This window comes from Ruegeria sp. CL3 (assembly GCF_056536505.1).
Genome location: NZ_JBQFPT010000012.1, coordinates 1 through 20,005 on the forward strand (window position 1 = coordinate 1; position 20,005 = coordinate 20,005).

A 20,005-nucleotide genomic window follows, 5' to 3' on the forward strand; every position below is an offset into this window, starting at 1 on the left:
CAATCCCTCAGCGCGCCCGCCTAAAACTCAACCTCAGATGCCCCCAGTCTATCCTGAGCGTCCCCGCCGCCTCAGCAGCGCCCCAGCGCCTCAGCAGCGCCGGTGAAGGGGTATTTACGGATTAGGTCTGGGACCTGCAACCCCCATTTTGCAAAAACTTCAAATTTCTCGGCAGAAAGTTTCCTACCTTAATAAAAGCAACAGGTTAGCTTCATTTTACTGGCGGTTTTTCCGCCTATACCCCACGGGTAGCTGACAACGAACAGCCAAGCGCCTGAATCGTACCCAATGCTTGGTATGCGTTCAGGGCAGGCTAACAGAAACGCCGCCCGAGTCTTCTCGGACGGCGCTGTTTCGTGAGTGTTGTAGGCCTTTACTTCAGATCAAAGCGATCCGCGTTCATCACCTTGTTCCAGGCCGAAACAAAGTCACAGACGAATTTGCCCTCGGCATCTGCCTGACCATAGACCTCAGCCAATGCCCGCAATTGCGAGTTGGAGCCGAAGACCAGATCGACACGGGTGCCCGTCCACTTGACCTCACCGCTCGTACGGTCACGACCTTCATAGACGCCTTTACCCGAGGGTTTCCATTCTGTGCTCATGTCCAGGATGTTGGTGAAGAAGTCGTTGCTTAGCACACCGACGCGATCGGTGAACACACCGTGCTTGCTGTCACCAAAATTCGCACCCAAGACACGCAGACCGCCTACAAGGGCCGTCATCTCCGGGGCAGACAGTGTAAGCAGCTGCGCCCGATCGACCAACAGCTCTTCTGGGGAGACAGTATAGTCGGCCTTCTGGTAGTTGCGGAACCCATCTGCGATTGGCTCCATCACGGCAAAGCTGTCCACATCCGTCTGCTCTTGCGACGCGTCGGTCCGGCCCGGGGTGAACGGAACCTCAACATCCTGGCCGCCCGCTTTGGCCGCCTGTTCGATACCAACGCTACCTGCCAGAACGATCACATCGGCCAAGGACACTTTCTTGCCACCAGATTGAGCGTCGTTGAATGCGGCCTGAACGCCTTCCAACGCGCCCAGCGCCTTGGACAGCTTCATAGGTTCGTTGACGTCCCAGTCTTTCTGTGGAGCAAGACGGATACGAGCACCATTGGCACCGCCCCGCTTGTCCGACCCACGGTAAGTCGAAGCCGAGGCCCATGCGGTCGAGACCAGCTCGGACACAGACAGGCCAGTCGCAGCGATCTTGGCTTTCAGGTCGGCCACATCCGCGTCGTCGATCAGATCGTGATCCACTGCGGGGACGTTGTCCTGCCAGATTAGTTCCTCAGCGGGGGCTTCTTCGCCGATATAGGCCGAACGCGGGCCCATGTCGCGGTGAGTCAGCTTGAACCAGGCGCGTGCGAACGCATCGGCGAACTCTTCCGGGTTCTCGTGGAACCGCTTCGAGATCGGGCCGTAGATCGGATCCATACGCATCGCCATGTCGGCGGTGGTCATCATGGTTTTGACCTTTTTCGACGGATCATGCGCCTGCGGGGCCATGTCTTCTTCTTTGACATTCACTGGCTCCCAGATCCACGCGCCCGAGGGGCTTTTGGTCAGGTTCCAGTCATAACCGAACAGTAGGTCGAAATAACCATTGTCCCACTTCGTTGGGTTAGCCGTCCACGCGCCCTCGATCCCCGAGGTGGTGGTGTCGTCACCCTTGCCCGAGCCAAACTTGTTAATCCAGCCAAACCCCATTTCTTCAATCGGAGCGGCCTCTGGATCGGGACCAACCAGATCGGGATCACCCGCACCATGGGCCTTACCAAAGGTGTGGCCACCTGCGACCAGAGCGACGGTTTCTTCGTCATTCATCGCCATGCGACCGAAGGTGTCACGGATGTCGCGGCCCGAGGCCAGCGCGTCAGGCTGTCCGTCTGGACCTTCTGGGTTCACGTAGATCAGACCCATCTGCACGGCGGCCAGTGGGTTTTCCAGATCACGCTCGCCCGAGTAACGGCTATGTGGGTTGTCCGTTGGGGCCAGCCATTCGGTTTCCGAACCCCAATAGATGTCTTCCTCTGGCGCCCAGATGTCTTCGCGGCCACCTGCGAAACCAAAGGTCTTGCCGCCCATCGACTCGATGGCGCAGTTGCCCGCCAGAATCATCAGGTCGGCCCAGGAAATCTGGTTGCCGTATTTCTGCTTGATCGGCCACAGCAGGCGACGCGCTTTGTCGAGGTTGCCGTTATCCGGCCAGCTATTCAGCGGAGCAAAACGTTGGTTGCCGGTCGAGGCGCCGCCACGGCCATCTGCCGTCCGGTACGTACCAGCACTGTGCCACGCCATCCGAATGAAGAAACCACCATAGTGACCGTAGTCCGCTGGCCACCAGTCCTGGGAATCCGTCATTAGCGCATAGAGGTCTTCTTTCAGCGCTTTGTAATCCAGCTTCTTGAACTCTTCTGCATAGTCGAAATCTGCGCCCATCGGGTTCGATGCCGGTGCATGCTGGTGCAGGATCGAAAGCTTCAGCTGGTTGGGCCACCAGTCGCGATTCGAACGCGTGCCAGCGCCATGCATCACAGGGCAACCGCCTGCTTTGGGGTTATCACTTCCGTCCATATCGATCTCCTATCCTGGCTCAGGTCTTGCGGCTCAGCGCGGTATTAACTGTAACGAACAAGATTACAGAAAGATGTAACCCTGATGGATTTCAAGGGTCGCCCGCCGAAATTGGCGCAGCCCCCATTCATCAGGGCGACTCTGCACCCTTGTGTCGGGGGAAATCTAGCAAACCAAAGGCATAGAGATAAGTTTTGTTTTCTCATAATAACAATAACCAAAACCTATGATACGCGGATCCTCCGACCCGTAACCTTGGGTCACAACGCCCACAGGCAGATTGTCTTCTTTCCTGTTCGCTTTCAGTCTGGCCCGAACATGCGGCCAAGGACCCCGAGCAGGACATAAGGACAGCAGGATGGAGTTTGACTATGTGATCGTCGGCGGAGGCTCGGCCGGATCGGTTCTAGCCGGTCGCCTGAGCGAGGACCCGAACATCAGCGTCTGCCTGCTTGAGGCCGGAGGCTCCGGCAAACATATCGCCATCCGCATGCCCGCCGCCGTGGTGTCGACCCTTCCGGGACGCCCAAAGATCAGCAATTGGGCGTTTGAAACTGTCCCGCAACCGGGCCTGAACGGGCGGAAAGGATATCAGCCGCGCGGCAAAGCCTTGGGAGGCTCCAGCGCGATCAATGCCATGCTCTATATACGCGGGCAGCGGCAGGACTACGATGGGTGGGCCGATCTGGGCTGCGCTGGTTGGGATTGGGACAGCGTTCTGCCTTACTTCAAACGCTCGGAAAACAACGAGCAGGGTGCAGATGACCTACATGGCGATAGTGGCCCCTTGCAGGTGTCGGATCAGAAAGAGCCGCGCCCGATCACCAATGCCTTCATCGATGCCGCCAGCCAGATGCAGCACCGCCGCGTCGAGGATTTCAATCGCGGTGATAACGAGGGCGTCGGCCTCTATCAGGTGACGCAATTCCACGACGCTGCCAGCAACGGCGAGAGATGTTCAGCCGCAGCGGCCTATGTGCATCCGGTCATGGATCGCCCGAACCTGACCGTCATCACCCATGCCCATGCCAAGGAGCTGACCTTCGACGGCAAACGCGCGACCGGAGTGATCTACAAGAAGAGAGCAAGAGGCGCAGATATCTCGGTCACGGCCAGACGAGAAGTGCTGATCTGTGCGGGCGCGCTGCAATCGCCACAGCTGTTGCAACTGTCCGGTATCGGCGACGGGGAAGAGTTGCGCCAACACGGAATCGCAGTCCGGCATGACCTGCCCGGCGTTGGTAAGAATCTGCAAGATCATCTGGATTTCATTCTGGCCTACAAAACCAAGGACACAGACAATTTCGGCATCGGCATAACGGCGGGCATGCGCCTGATGGGGCACCTGTTGCGCTGGCGCAAAACCGGGTCGTCGATGGCCTCGACCCCCTTTGCCGAAGGGGCCGCGTTCCTGAAGACCTCTCCTGAACTGGATCGTCCCGACATTCAGCTCCATTTCGCCATTGCGCTGGTCGATGATCACGCCCGTAAGCTACACTATGGCCATGGCTATAGTTGCCACATCTGCAAACTAAGGCCGGAAAGCCGCGGCACAGTTGGCCTGCACAGCGCCGATCCCTTTGCCGCGCCCGCCATTGATCCCAATTTTCTGTCCGATGACCGCGATCTGCAAACCATGATCAAAGGTGCGCGGATGATGCGCGATATCATGCAGGCCCCCGCCCTTGCCAGTTACCAGCACAAAGAGATGTTCGGAACTGAAACCGCCGAAACCGACGCGGATTGGGAACGCCATATCCGCGCCCGCGCCGATACGATCTATCACCCGGTAGGCACCTGCAAGATGGGGCTGGATGAGATGGCTGTGGTCGACCCAGAGCTAAAGGTTCACGGGATCGAAGGGTTGCGGGTCGTCGATGCTTCGATCATGCCAACTCTGATCTCGGGCAACACCAATGCGCCGACGATCATGATTGCCGAGAAAGCGGCTGACATGATCAAGGCTGCTCAGTGACCTTCATCAGGGCCTCAAGTCCAACCCGGTAGTTGGGGTAGAGCAGCTTGACCCCAAGCTCATCCTTGATCCGGTTGTTTCGAACCCGCTTATTCTCGCTGTAGAAACTGCGTGCCATCGGCGTCATTTCGGCCTCTTCAAACGGAACGGCGGGAGGTAGCGGCAGGCCCTGCAGTTCGGCTGCGTAGCCGATCACATCCTGCGGCGGCACCGGCTCATCATCGCAAACATTATAAACAGCGCCGGGATTCGGGGCCGCCATTGAGGCTGCGAGAACCTGCGCGATATCCTCCACATGGATACGCGAAAACACCTGACCCGGTTTGATAATCCGCCGGGTCCCACCGCCCTTGAGCTTGGAGAACGGTCCGCGACCGGGGCCGTAAATACCGGCGAGCCTGAAGATATGGATCGGCAGGTTAGGAATGGCCGACCATTGCTCCTCGGCCTGCAATCGCCAGCGCCCGCGTTTGGCTGTCGGCGCAGGTGGCGTGGTCTCATCCACCCAGTTGCCTTGATGATCGCCATAGATCGCGGTGGTCGACAGATATCCAACCCATTTAAACTGCTCCGCGCGCGCGGCGATCTCGGTGCCCAGCGCCGCCAGAACCGGATCGCCATCCTCCTTCGGTGCGGTCGAGATCAGCAGATGCGAGACCCCATCCAGATCCGGCACTTCTCCAGGCCAGATCAACGGCTCAGCGCCGGAGGCGCGAATGGCGTCAGTACCCTCGGCATCCCGCGTGGTGCCGACAACGCGCCAGCCCTCAGGCTTCAGGTGGCGCGACAGGGCCTGGGCAGAGTATCCGTGGCCAAAGGAAAACAGTGTGTTCGTCATGCCCTTTAGATGATCCGAGCAGACCGGGGATGCAAGCGCCACGTCGACACACTTGATTCGAATCTCGCGATGCGCCTTTCTTTTAGGCATGAGCGAGAAAACCCCAGACCTGCACGCGGCCTATGCGCTGACTTCGCCGGATGACAACAAGCGCCTCTATGCCGAGTGGGCGGGCGATTATGATGACGGTTTTGCCGCGCGCGAGGACTATCAGCTGCATATCCATACAGCCCGCGCCTTTGTGCGGGCCGGGGGGCAAGGTCCGGTGCTGGATATCGGTGCAGGCACCGGTCTTTGTGGCGCGGTTTTGACAGATCTGGGCGTAGGTCCGATCGACGCCACGGATATCAGCGCCGAAATGCTGGATCAGGCCATGCGCAAGGACACCTATCGCGACGCGATCGAGGCCGACCTGACCCAAGGTATCCCAGTTCCGCGCCACAGCTATTCGGGTATCGTGTCATCTGGCACCTTCACCCATGGCCATCTGGGCCCCAAGGTCCTGCCCGCCTTGCTCCGCGTCGCGCGCCCCGGCGCACAATTTGCCATCTCGATCAACGCCAAACACTATGAGAAACTGGGCTTTGCCGACGCCTTCAGGCAGCTAGAGCAGGGCCAGATCATCAACCTGTCTCTGCCCGAGGTCCGTATCTACGGAGACCTCGCCGCCGGTCCGAACAAGGACGACACGGCCTATGTCGCCTTGTTCGAGAGGACCTGATCAGGTCTTTGAGCTGAAACGTTATGTGTACATCTGTTTCTTGAACGCCCGCGTACGCGTCGTCGCCTCGGCCGAACCGTCGTGATAAGTGCCGAACCACTTGTCGAACGGGATTTCCGAGGTGCCATAGTTGCACTCGAAATAGCGGTGGTGCAGCTGATGGAAGAAATCGCCAGCGCGGGCAGCATCCGTTTCTTTCGCCCTCAGTTTTTCGAAACCGGAATGGGACAGAACCGGGCTGATCTGCTGAAAGTAGGTATGGAACAGCAAGTGCAGCGGGTGCGATGGGATGATCAGGTGAATGAAATAGGTCGTGAAGTAGAGAATGTTCTCATACCAATGGTTTGAGATACCCGACCAGGGCCCGATATTGACGTTGCGGTGATGCACCGCGTGGACGTGTTTGTAGAGCTTCGGGTGATGCTCCAACCGGTGCACCCAATAGAAATGCAGGCCGGACCACATAGGGATCAGCAACATCCACAGGACAAACCAAACCGGCGCGCTGGACCATGTCACGGTCGGCACATAACCATTGGCCATCGCCCAAAAGATCACCCACTGATAAACGGTCGCCACTGTCATCGCGCTGCCCAAGGTCCACCAAATATTGTCGAGGACCTGATTGCGGAAGGTGAAACTGCCGTTGTCCCGGGTCAGATCACGGCGATCGAACTTTTTGTACATGCCCTGCCCTTTGCGCATGTAAAGCCACCAGTGCAAACCACCCGCGACCAGAATTTGAGGCACCATGTTCAGCAGCCAAATCCGGAACATCCATCCCGCCGAGAAACTCTTCATTGCGTCCAATCCGGGGAAGAACAGGACATAGGCGATCACGGCCAGTGTCATGCACAGGGTCAGCGAGGTGATCTGCAGCCACGCCCCGCCATACCATTTTACAACCGCCGCCGGGCGGAGCGGCCAAGTGAATAGAGGGTTCAATCCCACCGGTCCTTCGGGGTGATAATTCCAACGGGCGGCTTCCGGGTCCTGAGCAGTATCGGTCATGGCAGTCACTTTTGTCTGTTGGGTCAGGTTGCGTAGTCCGAGCCTTCGGCGTCGAGCAGGGCTTTGATCTCACGCAGATGCGCCTCGGCTTGATCGGGGTAGTCATCCAACTCTTGCGCAGTCTTCTCGGCGATCTCATCGGATAGCACGCGCAACGGTTGACCCGTTTGCAGCGCACGGATGTAGGTTTCGGCGGCGCGCTCGAAATAATAGAGTCTATTAAAGGCATCTGCCGGGTCGCTGCCGATGATCAGAACACCATGGTTGCCCATGATCATGACCTTCTTCTTCGGGTCCGACAGCATTGAGGCGCAGCGTTCCCCCTCGCTCTCAAACGCCAGACCGCCGAATTCCTCATCAATCACATAGCGGTTGTAGAACGTGGCTGTGTTCTGGTCGATGGGGGGCATGTTGCTGTCCGCCAGCGATGCCAGCACGGTGGCAAAGATCGAATGCACATGCATGACACACCGTGCATGCGGGCAGTGGCGATGGATCGACCCGTGAAGCCCCCAAGCGGTCGGGTCCGGCGCGCCGGGTTGGCTCATGACATCCGGATCATTGGCATCCAACAGCAACAGGTCCGAGGCCCGGATTCGCCCGAAATACATCTGATTGGGGTTCATCAGGAACTGCGTGCCGTCCTCGTTCACTGCAAGGCTGAAATGGTTGGCAACGGCCTCGTGCAGGTTCAGACGCTCGGTCCAGCGGAACGTCGCGGCCATGTCCACACGCTCGGACCAATGGTCGATATTGGGGCGAAGATTGGCGACACTCATGGGAACGCTCCTTAGGGCAATTGGTTTGAACAAAGCCTGCCTTGGGTCCTTGAGTTTGACCAACGAAAAAAACGCATCTATCTCATTAGTAGAACTTATGATGAGGTTATGCCGATGCAGAACTCCCTGCCTCCTCTGGGCTGGCTGCGCACATTCGAGGCGGCGGCACGGCATCTGTCATTCACCGGCGCTGCCCGCGATCTAAACATGACACAAAGCGCGGTAAGCCAGCAGATCAAGTCGCTCGAGGGCCATCTGGGTCAGCCCTTGTTCCTGCGACGCCCCAAGGCGCTGGAACTGACCGAGGCCGGAATCACCTACCTGCCCGTCGTGCGAGAGGCATTTCGCACGCTGGTGCGTGGCACACAGGCCGTAACGGGCGCTCAGCAAAACGCGGTTCAGGTTCAGTGCAACATCACCTTTGCCGTGAACTGGCTGGCCCCACGCCTGCCGGCCTTTCGGGCTGAGCACCCGGATGTCCAACTAAACATCTTCACAGAGCTCTGGGAGCCGCAGGAAATGGCCGAAGGCGCTGCGGTCGAGATTCGCTTTTCCCTGAGGCCCGCCGATACGGTCCGAACCGAGCTGCTGCGGCGTGAACACTATTTTCCTGTCTGCGCGCCCGGTTTCAATGTCGACCTGGAAACGCTGCAGGAAAAGCCCCTGTATGATTGTTCAAACCTGCTTTCGAATTGGGCCAGCTGGGCGGATGATCAGGCTCTAACATGGGGCAAACCGTACATAACATACGCCACGACCTATCTGGTTTGCTTATCAGCAGCGATGGCCGGGGGCGGCTTGTGCCTTGCGCATGATACGATCGCAGACCGGTTGATTGAGCAGGGCTTGCTGGTGGCCCCTTTTGAGCATCGCGCAGAGATGCCCGAGGCGTATTACCTGTTGCTTTCCCCCCAGGCCGAGGAAACGCCTGGCGCGGTGGCCTTTGCCAATTGGATACGGCGCGAGATTGGGTGAGGGAACCTCTCCCGCCCATCGTCGCGGCCCCTTTTCGGGGCAGCTTCTCTGGTTGGGCCGGGCAGCGCTGGCGCGCTGCGGGCGGGATTTATGATGATTTCATGATACGGGATTACCGGGGTTGCACCTGACAACACATTCGGGAAAGTTGAGCCATGGAATACACACCCTTCCCAAGTTGGCCCGATGTCGCCCCCCGTTTAATCGCCGTTGCCGCAGGTCGCGAACCCGCGGATATGGTGATCCGCAGTGGTATATGGGTCAATGTTCACAGCCGAGAGCTACTGCCCAATCACTCCGTCGCCATCGCTGAGGGGCGGATTGCTTTTGTCGGTCTAGATGCTAGCCACTGCATCGGCCCCGACACACAGATCATCGACGCCAATGGGCGCTATATTCTGCCGGGCCTGTGCGACGCGCATATGCACATCGAATCGGGGATGCTGACCCCGGCTGAATTTGCTCGGGCCGTGATCCCGCATGGTACGACCTCGATGTTTACCGACCCACACGAGATCGCAAATGTGCTGGGCCTCGACGGCGTGCGCATGATGCATGATGAGGCAATGATGCAGCCGGTGAATATCTTAACTCAGATGCCCTCTTGCGCGCCATCGGCCCCGGGATTGGAGACCACCGGCTATGAAATCTCGCCCGAGGATGTGGCACAGGCGATGAGCTGGCCGGGTATCATCGGGCTGGGTGAGATGATGAATTTCCCCGGTGTGATCAACGGCGACCCGAAGATGTTGGCTGAGATCGCAGCCACTCAACGGGCCGGGAAAACGGTCGGCGGACACTATGCTTCGCCTGATTTAGGGTCTGATTTCTCGGCTTATGTAGCTGGTGGCCCGGCGGACGACCATGAAGGCACCTGTGAGGCTGACGCCATTGCACGGGTACGGCAGGGGATGCGGTCGATGATGCGGCTGGGGTCTGCATGGTACGATGTGGAGACCCAGATCACGGCCGTTACCGAAAAAGGTCTGGACCCGCGCAACTTTATTCTGTGTACCGATGATTGCCACTCTGGCACCTTGGTCAATGAAGGCCATATGAACCGGGTGGTGCGCCATGCCATCGCCTGTGGGTGCGAACCTCTGGTCGCTTTGCAAATGGCCACGATCAACACCGCCACGCATTTCGGGCTGGAGCGTGAGATTGGCTCGGTCACGCCGGGACGGCGCGCGGATATCATCCTCAGCTCGGATTTGACCGAATTGCCGATCGAGACGGTTATTGCGCGTGGGCGGGTGGTCGCTGAGAACGGAGCCATCACCGTCGAATGCCCGCATCTGAACTGGCCGGAAGGCGTGCGCAATACGGTGCATCTGGGGCATGAGCTGACGGAAAGTGACTTTGAAATACAGGCCCCCGCTGGCGCGAACCGGGTTCAGGCCAATGTCATCGGTGTTGTCGAAAATCAGGCCCCGACCAAGGCGCTCAAGGCCGAATTGCCGATCATCGGTGGTCTGGTCGAGGGGGAGGGCGAGGTCTGTCAGATCGCGCTGGTCGAACGCCATCGCGCCACCGGAGGGGTCACAAATGCGTTCGTCTCAGGCTTTGGCTATCAGGGCAACATGGCGATGGCCTCAACCGTGGCCCATGACAGCCACCACATGATCGTCGTCGGCACCGACCGCGCGCAAATGGCGCTGGCCGCCAACCGTCTGGCCGAGGTCGGCGGTGGTATCACCCTGTTCCGGGACGGTCAGGAACTGGCGCTGGTGGAACTGCCCATCGCTGGCCTGATGTCCGACAGCCCTGCCGCCGAGGTCGCAGCAAAAGCCGAAAAGATGGTTGAGGCGATGGAGGCCTGCGGCTGTCAGTTGAACAACGCCTACATGCAACACTCTCTGCTGGCCCTCGTTGTGATCCCCGAATTGCGGATCTCGGATCTTGGATTGGTGGATGTCCGTACGTTTGAAAAAATAGACCTTCTGGAACCCCTGGCATGACAATAATAAAAACACCTGAAACACCTGCTGCGGAAGACTTCACCGACCCCAAGGCCGCCGTCGCGCGGCTTGAACTTCTCTACAATCAAGCCACCGATTTCCTGTGCGAGGGCTTTTCGGCGGCGATGCAAGATGGGGCCCCTTCGGCCCGTATTAGAGCCTATTACCCGGAAATTCGCATCAAGACCTCAAGCTACGCGCAGGTCGATAGCCGCCTGAGCTTTGGGCATGTCTCGGAACCTGGCATCCATGCAACCACCGTGACGCGGCCTGACCTGTTCCGCGCGTACCTGACGCAGCAGATCGCGTTGCTGATCAAGAATCACGACCAACCGGTGACCATAGGTGCATCAGACACGCCGATTCCGGTTCATTTTGCCGTCGCCAACAACCCAGATCTGGTAGTGCCTCATCAAGGCGCCGCAGGATTTACCCTGCGCGATGTGTTCGACGTACCCGATCTGACAACAACCAATGACGATATCGTCAATGGCGTACATGATCATACCGAGGTCGGGCCGCTCGCTTTGTTCACCGCCCAGCGCGTCGATTATTCTCTGGCGCGGCTGGCACACTATACCGCGACGGATGCGGGGCATTTCCAGAACCACGTTCTGTTCACCAACTACCAGTTCTACGTGTCCGAGTTCGAAAACTACGCGCGTGAACAACTGGCCGATCCCGATAGCGGCTATACCAGCTTTGTCTCGACTGGGAATGTCGAGATCACCGACGCAGATGCGCCGCTGGAGCAGCCGATGAAGCTGCCTCAGATGCCGACCTATCACCTGAAGCGTGCGGATGGGTCCGGTATTACTCTGGTCAATATCGGCGTCGGGCCGTCGAACGCCAAAACCGCTACCGACCATATTGCGGTATTGCGCCCACACGCTTGGCTGATGGTCGGGCACTGCGCCGGTCTGCGCAATACACAAGCCTTGGGCGACTTTGTACTGGCGCACGCCTATCTGCGCGAAGACAAGGTCTTGGACGATGACCTGCCGGTCTGGGTCCCGATCCCACCGCTGGCCGAGATTCAAGTGGCGCTGGAACGCGCCGTGGCCGAGGTCACCGAACTTGAAGGGTATGAGCTGAAGCGGATCATGCGGACGGGCACTGTCGCATCGGTCGATAACCGCAATTGGGAGCTGCGCGATCAATCCGGCCCGGTGCAGCGGCTCAGCCAATCCCGTGCGATTGCGCTGGATATGGAAAGTGCCACGATTGCTGCAAATGGCTACAGATTCAGGGTTCCCTACGGGACTTTGCTCTGCGTCTCCGACAAACCGTTGCATGGGGAATTGAAGCTTCCCGGCATGGCGTCGTCCTTCTATACCACTCAAGTCAGCCGCCACCTGGCGATCGGAATAAAGGCGATGGAGCATCTGCGCGGCATGCCGTTAGAACGATTGCACAGCCGGAAATTGCGTTCATTTGACGAAACGGCCTTCCTCTGACGTAAAAAAGCAACGTTTTCCCCATATTTTTAGGGTTTTCCGCGCTACTATTCGTTGTGTTCGTCCACAATATCCCGTTACAGTTACGCGGTGAGGCCCTATAGATCGGGCACGTTAAGGAGACCAAGAAATGGCAAAGCCTATGACAAAGACTCAGCTGGTGGCTGCTCTCGCTGAGGAAATGGGAACCGACAAGAAATCCGCGAACGCGGCGCTGGAGGCTGTGACCGGCCTGATCACCCGCGAAGTTTCGGCCGGTGGCGCAGTAACCCTTCCCGGCGTTGGCAAAATCTACTGCCGCGAACGCCCCGAGCGTCAGGTTCGCAACCCGGCCACTGGTGAGACCTTCACCAAAGAAGCCGACAAGGTTGTGAAGATGACCATCGCAAAAGCTCTGAAAGACAGCGTGAACGGCTAAGCCGCGACGTCATGTTGACAGAATGTGGGGCTGCCGGAAGGTGGCCCCCTTTTTCTTGCCGGGCGACCCGTTTAAGAAAAGCACACCGCCCACCCAAGGAGATGGAAATGGATCTGCGCGCCATCGCAATGGGGCTGACCTTTGCCCTGATCTGGTCGTCGGCTTTTACGTCGGCGCGGATCATCGTTGCGGATGCATCGCCTCTGTTTTCGCTGGCATTGCGCTTTCTGATTTCCGGCATCATCGGCGTCGCGATCGCGCGGGCCATGGGCCAATCCTGGCACCTCACACGTGAGCAGTGGCGCGCGACCATACTGTTCGGAGTTTGCCAAAATGCCCTTTATTTGGGTCTGAATTTCTATGCGATGCAAACCGTCGAGGCCTCGGTCGCGGCGATCATCGCATCCACCATGCCGCTGCTTGTTGCACTGGCGGGCTGGGCATTCCTGGGTGAGCGTTTGCGCCCCTTGGGAATTGTCGGGCTACTGGCTGGATTTGTTGGCGTTGCCCTCATCATGGGCAACCGCATCGGCGCAGGTGTCGATCTGTTCGGAGTGGCCCTTTGTGGAATCGCAGCCCTCGCCCTGACCTTCGCGACCTTGTCCGTGCGCGGGGCCACGTCGGGCGGCAATTTCATGATGGTGGTCGGCTTGCAGATGTTCGTGGGTGCCGCGATTCTGTTTGTCGCCGCCCCGATTTTTGAAACGATCCGCATACATCTGACAGTACCGCTGGTTCTGGCGTTCAGCTACACAACGCTGTTCCCCGGCCTTCTGGCGACGTTGATCTGGTTCATGCTGCTCAACCGGATCGAGGCGACTCGCGCGGCGACGTTCCACTTCCTCAACCCCGTGTTCGGCGTCGCCATTGCCGCCGTTCTGCTGGGTGAGAAGTTGGGGCCGCTGGATGCGCTGGGTGTTGTGATCACCACGCTTGGCATTCTGGCGGTGCAACTGTCGCGTCAGCCTGGTCAGGGCAGCAGCGCCTCGACCTGACGGGTTAGTTTCGGCGATGTCGGCTTGACGCCAGACCCGAAGGTCGCCACGACCTCACCTTCAGAATCCAACAGGATTTTGTTGAAGTTCCACTGCGGCACAAAACCGGTTTGCTCCGCAACCGCCTTGTAGAACGCATGCGCCTTTGGCCCCTTGACCGGAGTGATATCGGCCATCGGTAGGGTCAGGCCGTAGTTCATCTCACAGAAGGCTTTGACTTCGCTTGCCGTTTCCAATTCCTGATTGAAGGAATCTGATGGGACCGCAAGCACCACCAGGCCGCGTTTGCCATAGGTTTCATGCATTTCTTGCAAATCCGCGTATTGACCGGTGAAGCCGCATTGCGATGCAGTATTGACCACCAGAACCGGCTGACCACGCCATGCCTCAAGGGACAGAACACCCCCGTCGATCGACGCAAACTCAGCCGTCAAGGGCGCCGCTTGAACAGCACGACCGATCAACAAAAGAACGCTTAGCAGCAACACACGAAACATGGCAAAACCTCCTTGGTATAAAGGATACGGTCAAAACCCCCTTTCGGATCAACCGCACATGCGCGCGAGGGGTTTGAAATATGATTTTGATTTCCGGAAAATTATGCCCAAATACTACTCAACCATTCCAATTGATCGGAGGAGCCATGTCCCGCTACACCAAGGACCCCGCGGTCGTTGCCGCTCTGTCCCCCGAGGCGTTTCACGTCACCCAGCGCAGCGGCACCGAACGCCCCGGAACCGGCGCATACCTGGGCAATAAAGAACCCGGAATCTACGTGGATATCGTATCGGGCGAGCCGCTATTTGCCTCGACGCACAAATACGAATCCGGCTGCGGCTGGCCCAGTTTCACGAAGCCAATCATCCATGAGCATGTGGAAGAGTTTCGTGACACCACCCATGGTATGATCCGCACCGAGGTCCGCTCAAAACACGGCGATAGCCATCTTGGCCACGTCTTCCCGGACGGCCCGCGCGAACATGGTGGTCTGCGCTATTGCATCAACTCTGCCGCCCTGCGGTTCATCCATCGCAACGAGATGGAGGACCAAGGTTACGGCGAATACCTGATCCACGTGGAGGACATCCAATGAGTATCGAACGCGCTGTTCTGGCCGGTGGCTGCTTTTGGGGCATGCAGGATTTGATCCGCAAACTGCCCGGCGTGTCCCGCACGCGTGTCGGATATACCGGCGGCGACGTGCCAAACGCCACTTATCGCAACCACGGCACCCATGCCGAAGGGATCGATATCTTCTTTGACCCCACACAGATCACCTATCGCGAACTGCTGGAATTCTTCTTTCAGATCCACGACCCGACCACACCGAATCGTCAGGGCAATGATCTTGGCATGAGCTACCGCTCAGCGATCTACTATGTGGATGAGGCGCAAAAGCAGGTGGCTCTGGACACAATCGCGGATGTGAACGCCAGTGGATTGTGGCCCGGCAAGGTCGTCACCGAACTGGAACCCGTGGGCGACTTCTGGGACGCCGAACCCGAGCATCAGGATTATCTGGAACGCATTCCAAACGGCTATACCTGCCACTTCCCGCGCCCCGATTGGGTTCTGCCCAAACGCGACGCGGCTGAATAACGCTTGGACCCCTTCGGGTTCCGAAGGGGGTTAACCCGTGGCGACCCGGGGTCTCCCGCTGGCCTCGACGGTCAACATCGCCTCGACAAACACTTCACGCTCTTCCACGCGGGCGGTTCGGATATCGCGGTCGACAACCACTCGGATATCTTCAGCACCCGCCTCGCGCACGGCACCTTCCGTCTCATCTCGGAGGATCTTTTCCAGCAACGCCAAAGCCTCATCCGAGGCGTTGAAGTCCTTCGGGCCGTCTTCCAGATGAACACGGTACTGCCCTTCGGCAGGCGAGGTAATGGTTCCCGACCGCCGCAGAGTCAGCCGCCCAACCACCGCCCCGATAGCGTTGGCCACACCAGCATGTTCGGGCAGAACCATTTTGCAATGGAGCCGCTCCCCAACCGCCGGATAGTAGCTGGGGGCCGAGGCACCCAGACCCACCACATCTACGTTCAACGCCGCATCCAGCGCCAGCAACCCTCGGTGCTGTGCCAACCCGCGCTGGGTCAGGACATGCCGGGCAAGCTCCTTTGGCGGCAGACCGAAATCCTCTGCTTCTTCGGCAAAAGCAGTCTCTAACAAGGTCAAACTAGTCTGCTCGGTCAGTTGGTCGATGATCATCTGCGCCAGGTGTTCCGGTGTCGCTGCCAGCATGTCACCCGACCCAACCCGTTTGCGCGCCACCAGTTCCAGCGCTTTTCGTGCGGCATCTGCGTCCCATGCCTCGACCCGACCCAGAACATGGCTGGCGTCAGACGGCGTGATCCCCGAAACCTGTAGGATTCCGCGATCCACTAAGCGGGTCAGCGCTCCGTTCTCCATCCGCGTCCGCAATAGTCCGCTGAGAGGCAGGACCTGATCGCCTAACCTGTCCAGTAACGCCTCTTCCCGCGCACCGATCCCATCGACACGCACCCCCGGAACGCGGCGAGCAAACCGTGTGTCATGCTCGCCCACCGTGGTCGAGCGCAGCTGCTCGTCGAGTATCGCATGTACCACTTCGGGCGCCTCGGACGCGATCAGTGAAACCGGCAGCACCCGTCGCGGCCCAAGGAAAACGCCGCCCTTCAAGCCTTCGGTCATGACATGAACCTGGCTATCGCCGCCCAAACCGTGAGTTCGCATCGCGACGGCTTCAACCATCGTGCGAAACCCACCAACCTGCGCGCCCGCCGGATCAATCGCGGGTTTCCCATCGCGGATCAGCGCCACGTCCGTCGTCGTACCGCCAATATCCGAGACCAAAGCGTTCTCGGCCCCCGTCAGCCACCGCGCCCCTACGATCGAGGCCGCAGGACCACTCAGAATCGTTTCAATCGGCCGCTCACGCGCCTGTTCCGCGCTCATCAACGCGCCATCCCCGCGCACGACCATCATCGGAGCGGTAATGTCCAAAGCCAGCAACTGATCCTGCGCCCGCCCGATCAGCCGATCAATCATCCCGATCAACCGCGCGTTCAAAACAGCCGTGACGGCACGCTTCGGCCCGTTCAACTTGGCCGACAATTGGTGCGAGCAGGTAACCGGCGCTCCGGTCTTTTCGGTTATGATCCCTGCCGCTTCCAACTCATGCGCCGGGTTGCGCGTCGCGAACTGCGCCGCCACCGCAAAGCCCGAAACCCCTTTATGAGTGTCTAAAAACGCCTCCAAGGCTTCAACATCCAGCTTTGCGACCTCACCGCCGGCGTGGCTGTGCCCACCTGCCACGACAAGCGCCGGATCGCCTTTCAAAGCGTCCCTCAGCCCATGCTTTTCAAGATCGCTTTCCTTGAACCCGATATAGATCAAGGCCACGCGACCGCCCTGCCCCTCGACCAGAGCATTGGTGGCCAGCGTCGTGGACAGAGACGCCATCGAGATCTGATCCGGCGTCACCTGCGCCTCGTCCAAAACGGCCGAGATCGCCTTACCCACCCCAATCGCCAGGTCCGCCCGAGTGGTCAGGGACTTGGCCGAGGCGATCACCTCACGCTCATCCCGGATCAACACCGCATCGGTATAGGTCCCGCCCGTATCTACCCCCAAAGCCAGCGCCATCGGGTCCTCCATCTGTTCGCTGCAGATGGGTGTAGCGGTTTGGACCGACACGTCCAGCCTATTTGCGGCATTTAACCTAGCTGTTCCACCGCCCAGCGCGCGGCATCGGCCACAGTCGGATCGGGATCATCCGCCAAGCCCTGCGCCACAGCCCGCAATTCGGCCCGACCCGAGTTGCCAATGGCATAGAGAACATTGCGTACGAACCGGTCTCGCCCGATCCGCTTGATCGGAGAGCCCGAGAATTTTGCCCGAAACGCGGCATCATCCAACACCGCCAGATGAGCCAGGGCCGGAGCCTTCAGATCCTCCCGCGCTGCATATCGAATGTCGCTGGCCGCCACGGCAAACTTGTTCCATGGGCACGCAGCGAGACAATCATCGCAGCCGTAAATCCGGTTGCCCATCTTGCCGCGCAGTTCCTCGTCAAGCGGGCCTTTATGCTCGATCGTCAGGTAGGAGATACACCGGCGCGCATCCAGCTGATACGGCGCGGGAAAGGCATCCGTCGGACAACTGTCCAAACAGGCACGGCACGACCCACAATGATCAACTTCCGCCATATCCGCCGGAAGGTCCAAAGTCGTAAAAACAGAGCCTATAAAGCACCAATTGCCCCATTCTCGGCTGACCAGATTGGTGTGTTTGCCCTGCCACCCCAACCCGGCTGCATGACCCAAAGCCTTCTCGGGAACCGGGGCGGTGTCCACAAAAACCTTAACCTCACCACCCGACTCAGAAATCAACCAACGGGCCAACCGTTTCAGCCGCTTCTTAACCAAATCGTGGTAGTCCTTGTTCTGCGCATAAACAGAAATCGCCCCGCGTTCGGGATGGGTCAAAACCTCGGTTGGATCATGCGCGGGCGTGTAGCTTTCGGCCAACATGATCACCGACCGCGCCTCGGGCCAAAGGGCCGCCGGATCCCCACGCCAATGCGTGCGTTCCGCCATCCAGCCCATCTGCCCGTGATACCCGGCCTCCAAAAAGGCCTCCAACCGCGCGGGCACCTGCGGCACATCCCAGGGCCGACACACCCGGCACGAGACAAACCCCTCGGCCAAAGCCTGCGCCACCAGTTTGTCCTTTAAACCTGATCCGCTCTTCATTTGGCTAAAAATATCCTCGGGGGGAATCGCGCCTCTGGCGCGATTGGGGGGCAGACAGCCCCCCTTTGCTACCCTATCAGAAATCCAGATCAGCGTAATGGGGTGGAGGCCGAAACCCCGGCACCTGGTCCGCCAGAATCGACCGGAACGCCGGCCGCGATTTGATCTTGGCGTACCAATCCTTCACCGCCGCACTGCGATTCCAATCCACGTCCGAGATATAGTCCAGCGCCGACAAATGCGCCGCCGCCGCGAAATCCGCCAGCGTCATCTGATCTCCGGCCAACCAGCGACGATGATCCAGCAACCATGCCATGTATTCCAAGTGATACTTGATCGCCCGCGCGCCTTCTTTGACGTTCTTGCTGTCCGGGTAGCCCTGTCCAGTCATCTTCTTGTTGACCCGCTCATACAGAAGTTTCGAGGTCACCTCGTGATGAAACTTGTCATCGAACCAGCCCACCAAGCGCCGCACCTCATACCGCGCTTCGGCGGCCTTGGGCATCAATGGAGGTTCAGGGCGCGTGTCCTCGATATACTCACAAATCGCCGCGCTCTCGGACATGATCTGCCCGTCCAACCGCAAAACCGGCACTTTTCCAGCCGGGTTTCGACGCAGGAAATCCGGATCTTGCTCCCAATACCGCTCTTCGACCAGCTCAACTTCGATCTTCTTTTCGGCCAGAGACAGCCGAACCTTGCGACAGTAGGGAGAGAGGGGAACGTGAAACAAACGCGCCATGGACTTCCAATCAAACCAATGAGTACCCCTCAGCTTTAGCCTTGGCAGGGCGTGGGATTCAATCCTCGAAACAATCCGCGCGACCATCTGCGCGGATGGTAGCCGCCCCTTGCAGGATAGCCGCCGCCCGCCTGCGGGTGAAAACCGACGGGTCCGTCACCGAGCGTTTGCGGGGTGAGGGCAGAATCGCTGCAAGCCGTGCCGCCTGCGTCGGAGTCAATTGCGCCGCGCTGACACCAAAGTTCCGCTGCGCCGCGGCCTCAACCCCAAATAGGCCCGTCCCGGTTTCCGCGACATTCAGATAGATTTCAAGAATGCGCTGTTTGCTCCAGAAAATCTCGACCACAGGCGTGATCGTGGTTTCCATCGCCTTGCGCACCCAGCTGCGCCCCTGCCACAGAAAGACATTCTTCACCACCTGCTGCGTAATGGTTGAGGCCCCTCGGGTCCCACCCCCCTCCAAAGCGTCACGAATGGCTTCGACGTCAAAACCCCAGTGCAGACAGAAATTCGCATCCTCAGCCGCCACGACCGAACGCGCCATGATTGGAGCGATCTCATCCATCGTGACCCACTCGCGCTCGACCTTTCCAAGACGGCGCCATTCAGACCAGATCGTATGCGTGATCGGAGGGTTCACGACCGAATACAGAACCACCAACGCCACCAGAAACGCCGCAACGCCCAGCGCGGAATAGATCATCCATCGCCGGATGCGGGACCAGAGCGACCGTGTCTTTTGCCCCTTGCCTGCCTTACTTTTTCTGCCGCTTTTCTTGCGGGCTGCTTTCTTTGCCATGGTTTTGCTATACGCCGCCG

At 59.0% G+C, this 20,005-nt stretch carries 18 protein-coding genes; 9 read left to right on the forward strand and 9 right to left on the reverse strand.

Annotation, left to right across the window (positions count from 1 at the left end; all coding sequences use genetic code 11):
* Positions 1-373: 373 nt before the first annotated feature.
* Positions 374-2,575, reverse strand: coding sequence for a catalase/peroxidase HPI (katG, locus tag ACR0NO_RS17255; protein ID WP_480724857.1), 2,202 nt, complete (start codon positions 2,573-2,575; stop codon positions 374-376).
* 358 nt (positions 2,576-2,933) lie between these two features.
* On the opposite strand from katG, the gene ACR0NO_RS17260 reads away from it, so the two are divergent.
* A complete protein-coding gene (locus ACR0NO_RS17260) occupies positions 2,934-4,550 on the forward strand; it encodes a GMC family oxidoreductase (protein ID WP_480724858.1) in 1,617 nt (538 codons plus the stop codon).
* On the opposite strand, the gene ACR0NO_RS17265 is transcribed toward ACR0NO_RS17260, so the two are convergent.
* The gene (locus tag ACR0NO_RS17265; RefSeq protein WP_480724859.1) at positions 4,534-5,388 is read right to left on the reverse strand and encodes an SDR family oxidoreductase; all 855 of its coding nucleotides are present in this window, start codon (positions 5,386-5,388) and stop codon (positions 4,534-4,536) included. The two genes, ACR0NO_RS17260 and ACR0NO_RS17265, sit on opposite strands and share 17 nt — an antisense overlap.
* 88 nt (positions 5,389-5,476) lie before the next feature.
* On the opposite strand from ACR0NO_RS17265, the gene ACR0NO_RS17270 reads away from it, so the two are divergent.
* Positions 5,477-6,109 carry a class I SAM-dependent DNA methyltransferase gene (locus ACR0NO_RS17270; protein WP_480724860.1) on the forward strand — a complete coding sequence of 211 codons (633 nt, stop codon included), beginning with the start codon at positions 5,477-5,479 and terminating at the stop codon, positions 6,107-6,109.
* Between the two features lie 21 nt (positions 6,110-6,130).
* Here the strand turns inward: ACR0NO_RS17270 and ACR0NO_RS17275 are convergent, their stop codons facing one another.
* Both ACR0NO_RS17275 and ACR0NO_RS17280 read right to left on the reverse strand, forming a co-directional pair.
* A complete protein-coding gene (locus ACR0NO_RS17275; RefSeq protein WP_480724861.1) occupies positions 6,131-7,120 on the reverse strand; it encodes a sterol desaturase family protein in 990 nt (329 codons plus the stop codon).
* A gap of 23 nt (positions 7,121-7,143) precedes the next feature.
* On the reverse strand, positions 7,144-7,899 hold the full coding sequence (locus ACR0NO_RS17280; protein WP_170380147.1) for a class II aldolase and adducin N-terminal domain-containing protein: 756 nt from the start codon (positions 7,897-7,899) through the stop codon (positions 7,144-7,146).
* A 114-nt stretch (positions 7,900-8,013) separates the two neighbouring features.
* On the opposite strand from ACR0NO_RS17280, the gene ACR0NO_RS17285 reads away from it, so the two are divergent.
* From ACR0NO_RS17285 to ACR0NO_RS17305, 5 genes are all read left to right on the forward strand, one after another.
* Positions 8,014-8,874: a LysR family transcriptional regulator gene (locus ACR0NO_RS17285; RefSeq protein ID WP_480724862.1), complete on the forward strand. Its 861-nt coding sequence runs from the start codon at positions 8,014-8,016 to the stop codon at positions 8,872-8,874.
* 155 nt (positions 8,875-9,029) lie between these two features.
* Complete coding sequence (gene ade / locus ACR0NO_RS17290; RefSeq protein WP_480724863.1) at positions 9,030-10,832, forward strand: adenine deaminase; 1,803 nt, start codon at positions 9,030-9,032, stop codon at positions 10,830-10,832.
* On the forward strand, positions 10,829-12,289 hold the full coding sequence (locus ACR0NO_RS17295; RefSeq protein ID WP_480724864.1) for an AMP nucleosidase: 1,461 nt from the start codon (positions 10,829-10,831) through the stop codon (positions 12,287-12,289). Before ade ends, ACR0NO_RS17295 begins: the two co-directional genes overlap by 4 nt.
* Before the next feature lie 130 nt (positions 12,290-12,419).
* Entirely contained in the window at positions 12,420-12,707 is a 288-nt protein-coding gene (locus ACR0NO_RS17300) for an HU family DNA-binding protein (protein ID WP_050605937.1), read from the forward strand.
* Positions 12,708-12,814: 107 nt separating this feature from the next.
* On the forward strand, positions 12,815-13,702 hold the full coding sequence (locus ACR0NO_RS17305) for a DMT family transporter (RefSeq protein ID WP_480724865.1): 888 nt from the start codon (positions 12,815-12,817) through the stop codon (positions 13,700-13,702).
* Here the strand turns inward: ACR0NO_RS17305 and ACR0NO_RS17310 are convergent.
* On the reverse strand, positions 13,678-14,199 hold the full coding sequence (locus ACR0NO_RS17310) for a glutathione peroxidase (protein ID WP_480724866.1): 522 nt from the start codon (positions 14,197-14,199) through the stop codon (positions 13,678-13,680). The genes ACR0NO_RS17305 and ACR0NO_RS17310 overlap by 25 nt on opposite strands.
* Positions 14,200-14,345: 146 nt before the next feature.
* On the opposite strand from ACR0NO_RS17310, the gene msrB reads away from it, so the two are divergent.
* On the forward strand, positions 14,346-14,795 hold the full coding sequence (gene msrB, locus ACR0NO_RS17315; protein ID WP_480724867.1) for a peptide-methionine (R)-S-oxide reductase MsrB: 450 nt from the start codon (positions 14,346-14,348) through the stop codon (positions 14,793-14,795).
* A complete protein-coding gene (gene msrA / locus ACR0NO_RS17320; RefSeq protein ID WP_480524295.1) occupies positions 14,792-15,301 on the forward strand; it encodes a peptide-methionine (S)-S-oxide reductase MsrA in 510 nt (169 codons plus the stop codon). The genes msrB and msrA overlap by 4 nt, the downstream gene beginning before the upstream one ends.
* Before the next feature lie 30 nt (positions 15,302-15,331).
* On the opposite strand, the gene ACR0NO_RS17325 is transcribed toward msrA, so the two are convergent.
* The 4 genes from ACR0NO_RS17325 to mtgA all read right to left on the reverse strand — a co-directional run bounded on the left by ACR0NO_RS17325 (position 15,332) and on the right by mtgA (position 19,985).
* Complete coding sequence (locus ACR0NO_RS17325) at positions 15,332-17,335, reverse strand: hydantoinase/oxoprolinase family protein (protein ID WP_480724960.1); 2,004 nt, start codon at positions 17,333-17,335, stop codon at positions 15,332-15,334.
* Between the two features lie 71 nt (positions 17,336-17,406).
* Positions 17,407-18,444, reverse strand: coding sequence for a tRNA epoxyqueuosine(34) reductase QueG (queG, locus tag ACR0NO_RS17330; protein ID WP_480724868.1), 1,038 nt, complete (start codon positions 18,442-18,444; stop codon positions 17,407-17,409).
* 76 nt (positions 18,445-18,520) lie between these two features.
* Positions 18,521-19,186 (reverse strand): FtsZ-binding protein FzlA, encoded by a 666-nt coding sequence (fzlA, locus tag ACR0NO_RS17335; protein WP_170689618.1) that lies wholly within the window; start codon positions 19,184-19,186, stop codon positions 18,521-18,523.
* Positions 19,187-19,244: 58 nt separating this feature from the next.
* Complete coding sequence (gene mtgA, locus ACR0NO_RS17340) at positions 19,245-19,985, reverse strand: monofunctional biosynthetic peptidoglycan transglycosylase (protein ID WP_480724869.1); 741 nt, start codon at positions 19,983-19,985, stop codon at positions 19,245-19,247.
* Positions 19,986-20,005 lie beyond the last annotated feature (20 nt).

What these genes read in the sequence shown, in the direction of transcription:
- katG (WP_480724857.1), bottom strand. Translation starts at nt 2,575, where the DNA reads ATGGACGGAAGTGATAACCCCAAAGCAGGCGGTTGCCCTGTGATGCAT.
- ACR0NO_RS17260 (WP_480724858.1), top strand. Translation starts at nt 2,934, where the DNA reads ATGGAGTTTGACTATGTGATCGTCGGCGGAGGCTCGGCCGGATCGGTT.
- ACR0NO_RS17265 (WP_480724859.1), bottom strand. Translation starts at nt 5,388, where the DNA reads ATGACGAACACACTGTTTTCCTTTGGCCACGGATACTCTGCCCAGGCC.
- ACR0NO_RS17270 (WP_480724860.1), top strand. Translation starts at nt 5,477, where the DNA reads ATGAGCGAGAAAACCCCAGACCTGCACGCGGCCTATGCGCTGACTTCG.
- ACR0NO_RS17275 (WP_480724861.1), bottom strand. Translation starts at nt 7,120, where the DNA reads ATGACCGATACTGCTCAGGACCCGGAAGCCGCCCGTTGGAATTATCAC.
- ACR0NO_RS17280 (WP_170380147.1), bottom strand. Translation starts at nt 7,899, where the DNA reads ATGAGTGTCGCCAATCTTCGCCCCAATATCGACCATTGGTCCGAGCGT.
- ACR0NO_RS17285 (WP_480724862.1), top strand. Translation starts at nt 8,014, where the DNA reads ATGCAGAACTCCCTGCCTCCTCTGGGCTGGCTGCGCACATTCGAGGCG.
- ade (WP_480724863.1), top strand. Translation starts at nt 9,030, where the DNA reads ATGGAATACACACCCTTCCCAAGTTGGCCCGATGTCGCCCCCCGTTTA.
- ACR0NO_RS17295 (WP_480724864.1), top strand. Translation starts at nt 10,829, where the DNA reads ATGACAATAATAAAAACACCTGAAACACCTGCTGCGGAAGACTTCACC.
- ACR0NO_RS17300 (WP_050605937.1), top strand. Translation starts at nt 12,420, where the DNA reads ATGGCAAAGCCTATGACAAAGACTCAGCTGGTGGCTGCTCTCGCTGAG.
- ACR0NO_RS17305 (WP_480724865.1), top strand. Translation starts at nt 12,815, where the DNA reads ATGGATCTGCGCGCCATCGCAATGGGGCTGACCTTTGCCCTGATCTGG.
- ACR0NO_RS17310 (WP_480724866.1), bottom strand. Translation starts at nt 14,199, where the DNA reads ATGTTTCGTGTGTTGCTGCTAAGCGTTCTTTTGTTGATCGGTCGTGCT.
- msrB (WP_480724867.1), top strand. Translation starts at nt 14,346, where the DNA reads ATGTCCCGCTACACCAAGGACCCCGCGGTCGTTGCCGCTCTGTCCCCC.
- msrA (WP_480524295.1), top strand. Translation starts at nt 14,792, where the DNA reads ATGAGTATCGAACGCGCTGTTCTGGCCGGTGGCTGCTTTTGGGGCATG.
- ACR0NO_RS17325 (WP_480724960.1), bottom strand. Translation starts at nt 17,335, where the DNA reads ATGGCGCTGGCTTTGGGGGTAGATACGGGCGGGACCTATACCGATGCG.
- queG (WP_480724868.1), bottom strand. Translation starts at nt 18,444, where the DNA reads ATGAAGAGCGGATCAGGTTTAAAGGACAAACTGGTGGCGCAGGCTTTG.
- fzlA (WP_170689618.1), bottom strand. Translation starts at nt 19,186, where the DNA reads ATGGCGCGTTTGTTTCACGTTCCCCTCTCTCCCTACTGTCGCAAGGTT.
- mtgA (WP_480724869.1), bottom strand. Translation starts at nt 19,985, where the DNA reads ATGGCAAAGAAAGCAGCCCGCAAGAAAAGCGGCAGAAAAAGTAAGGCA.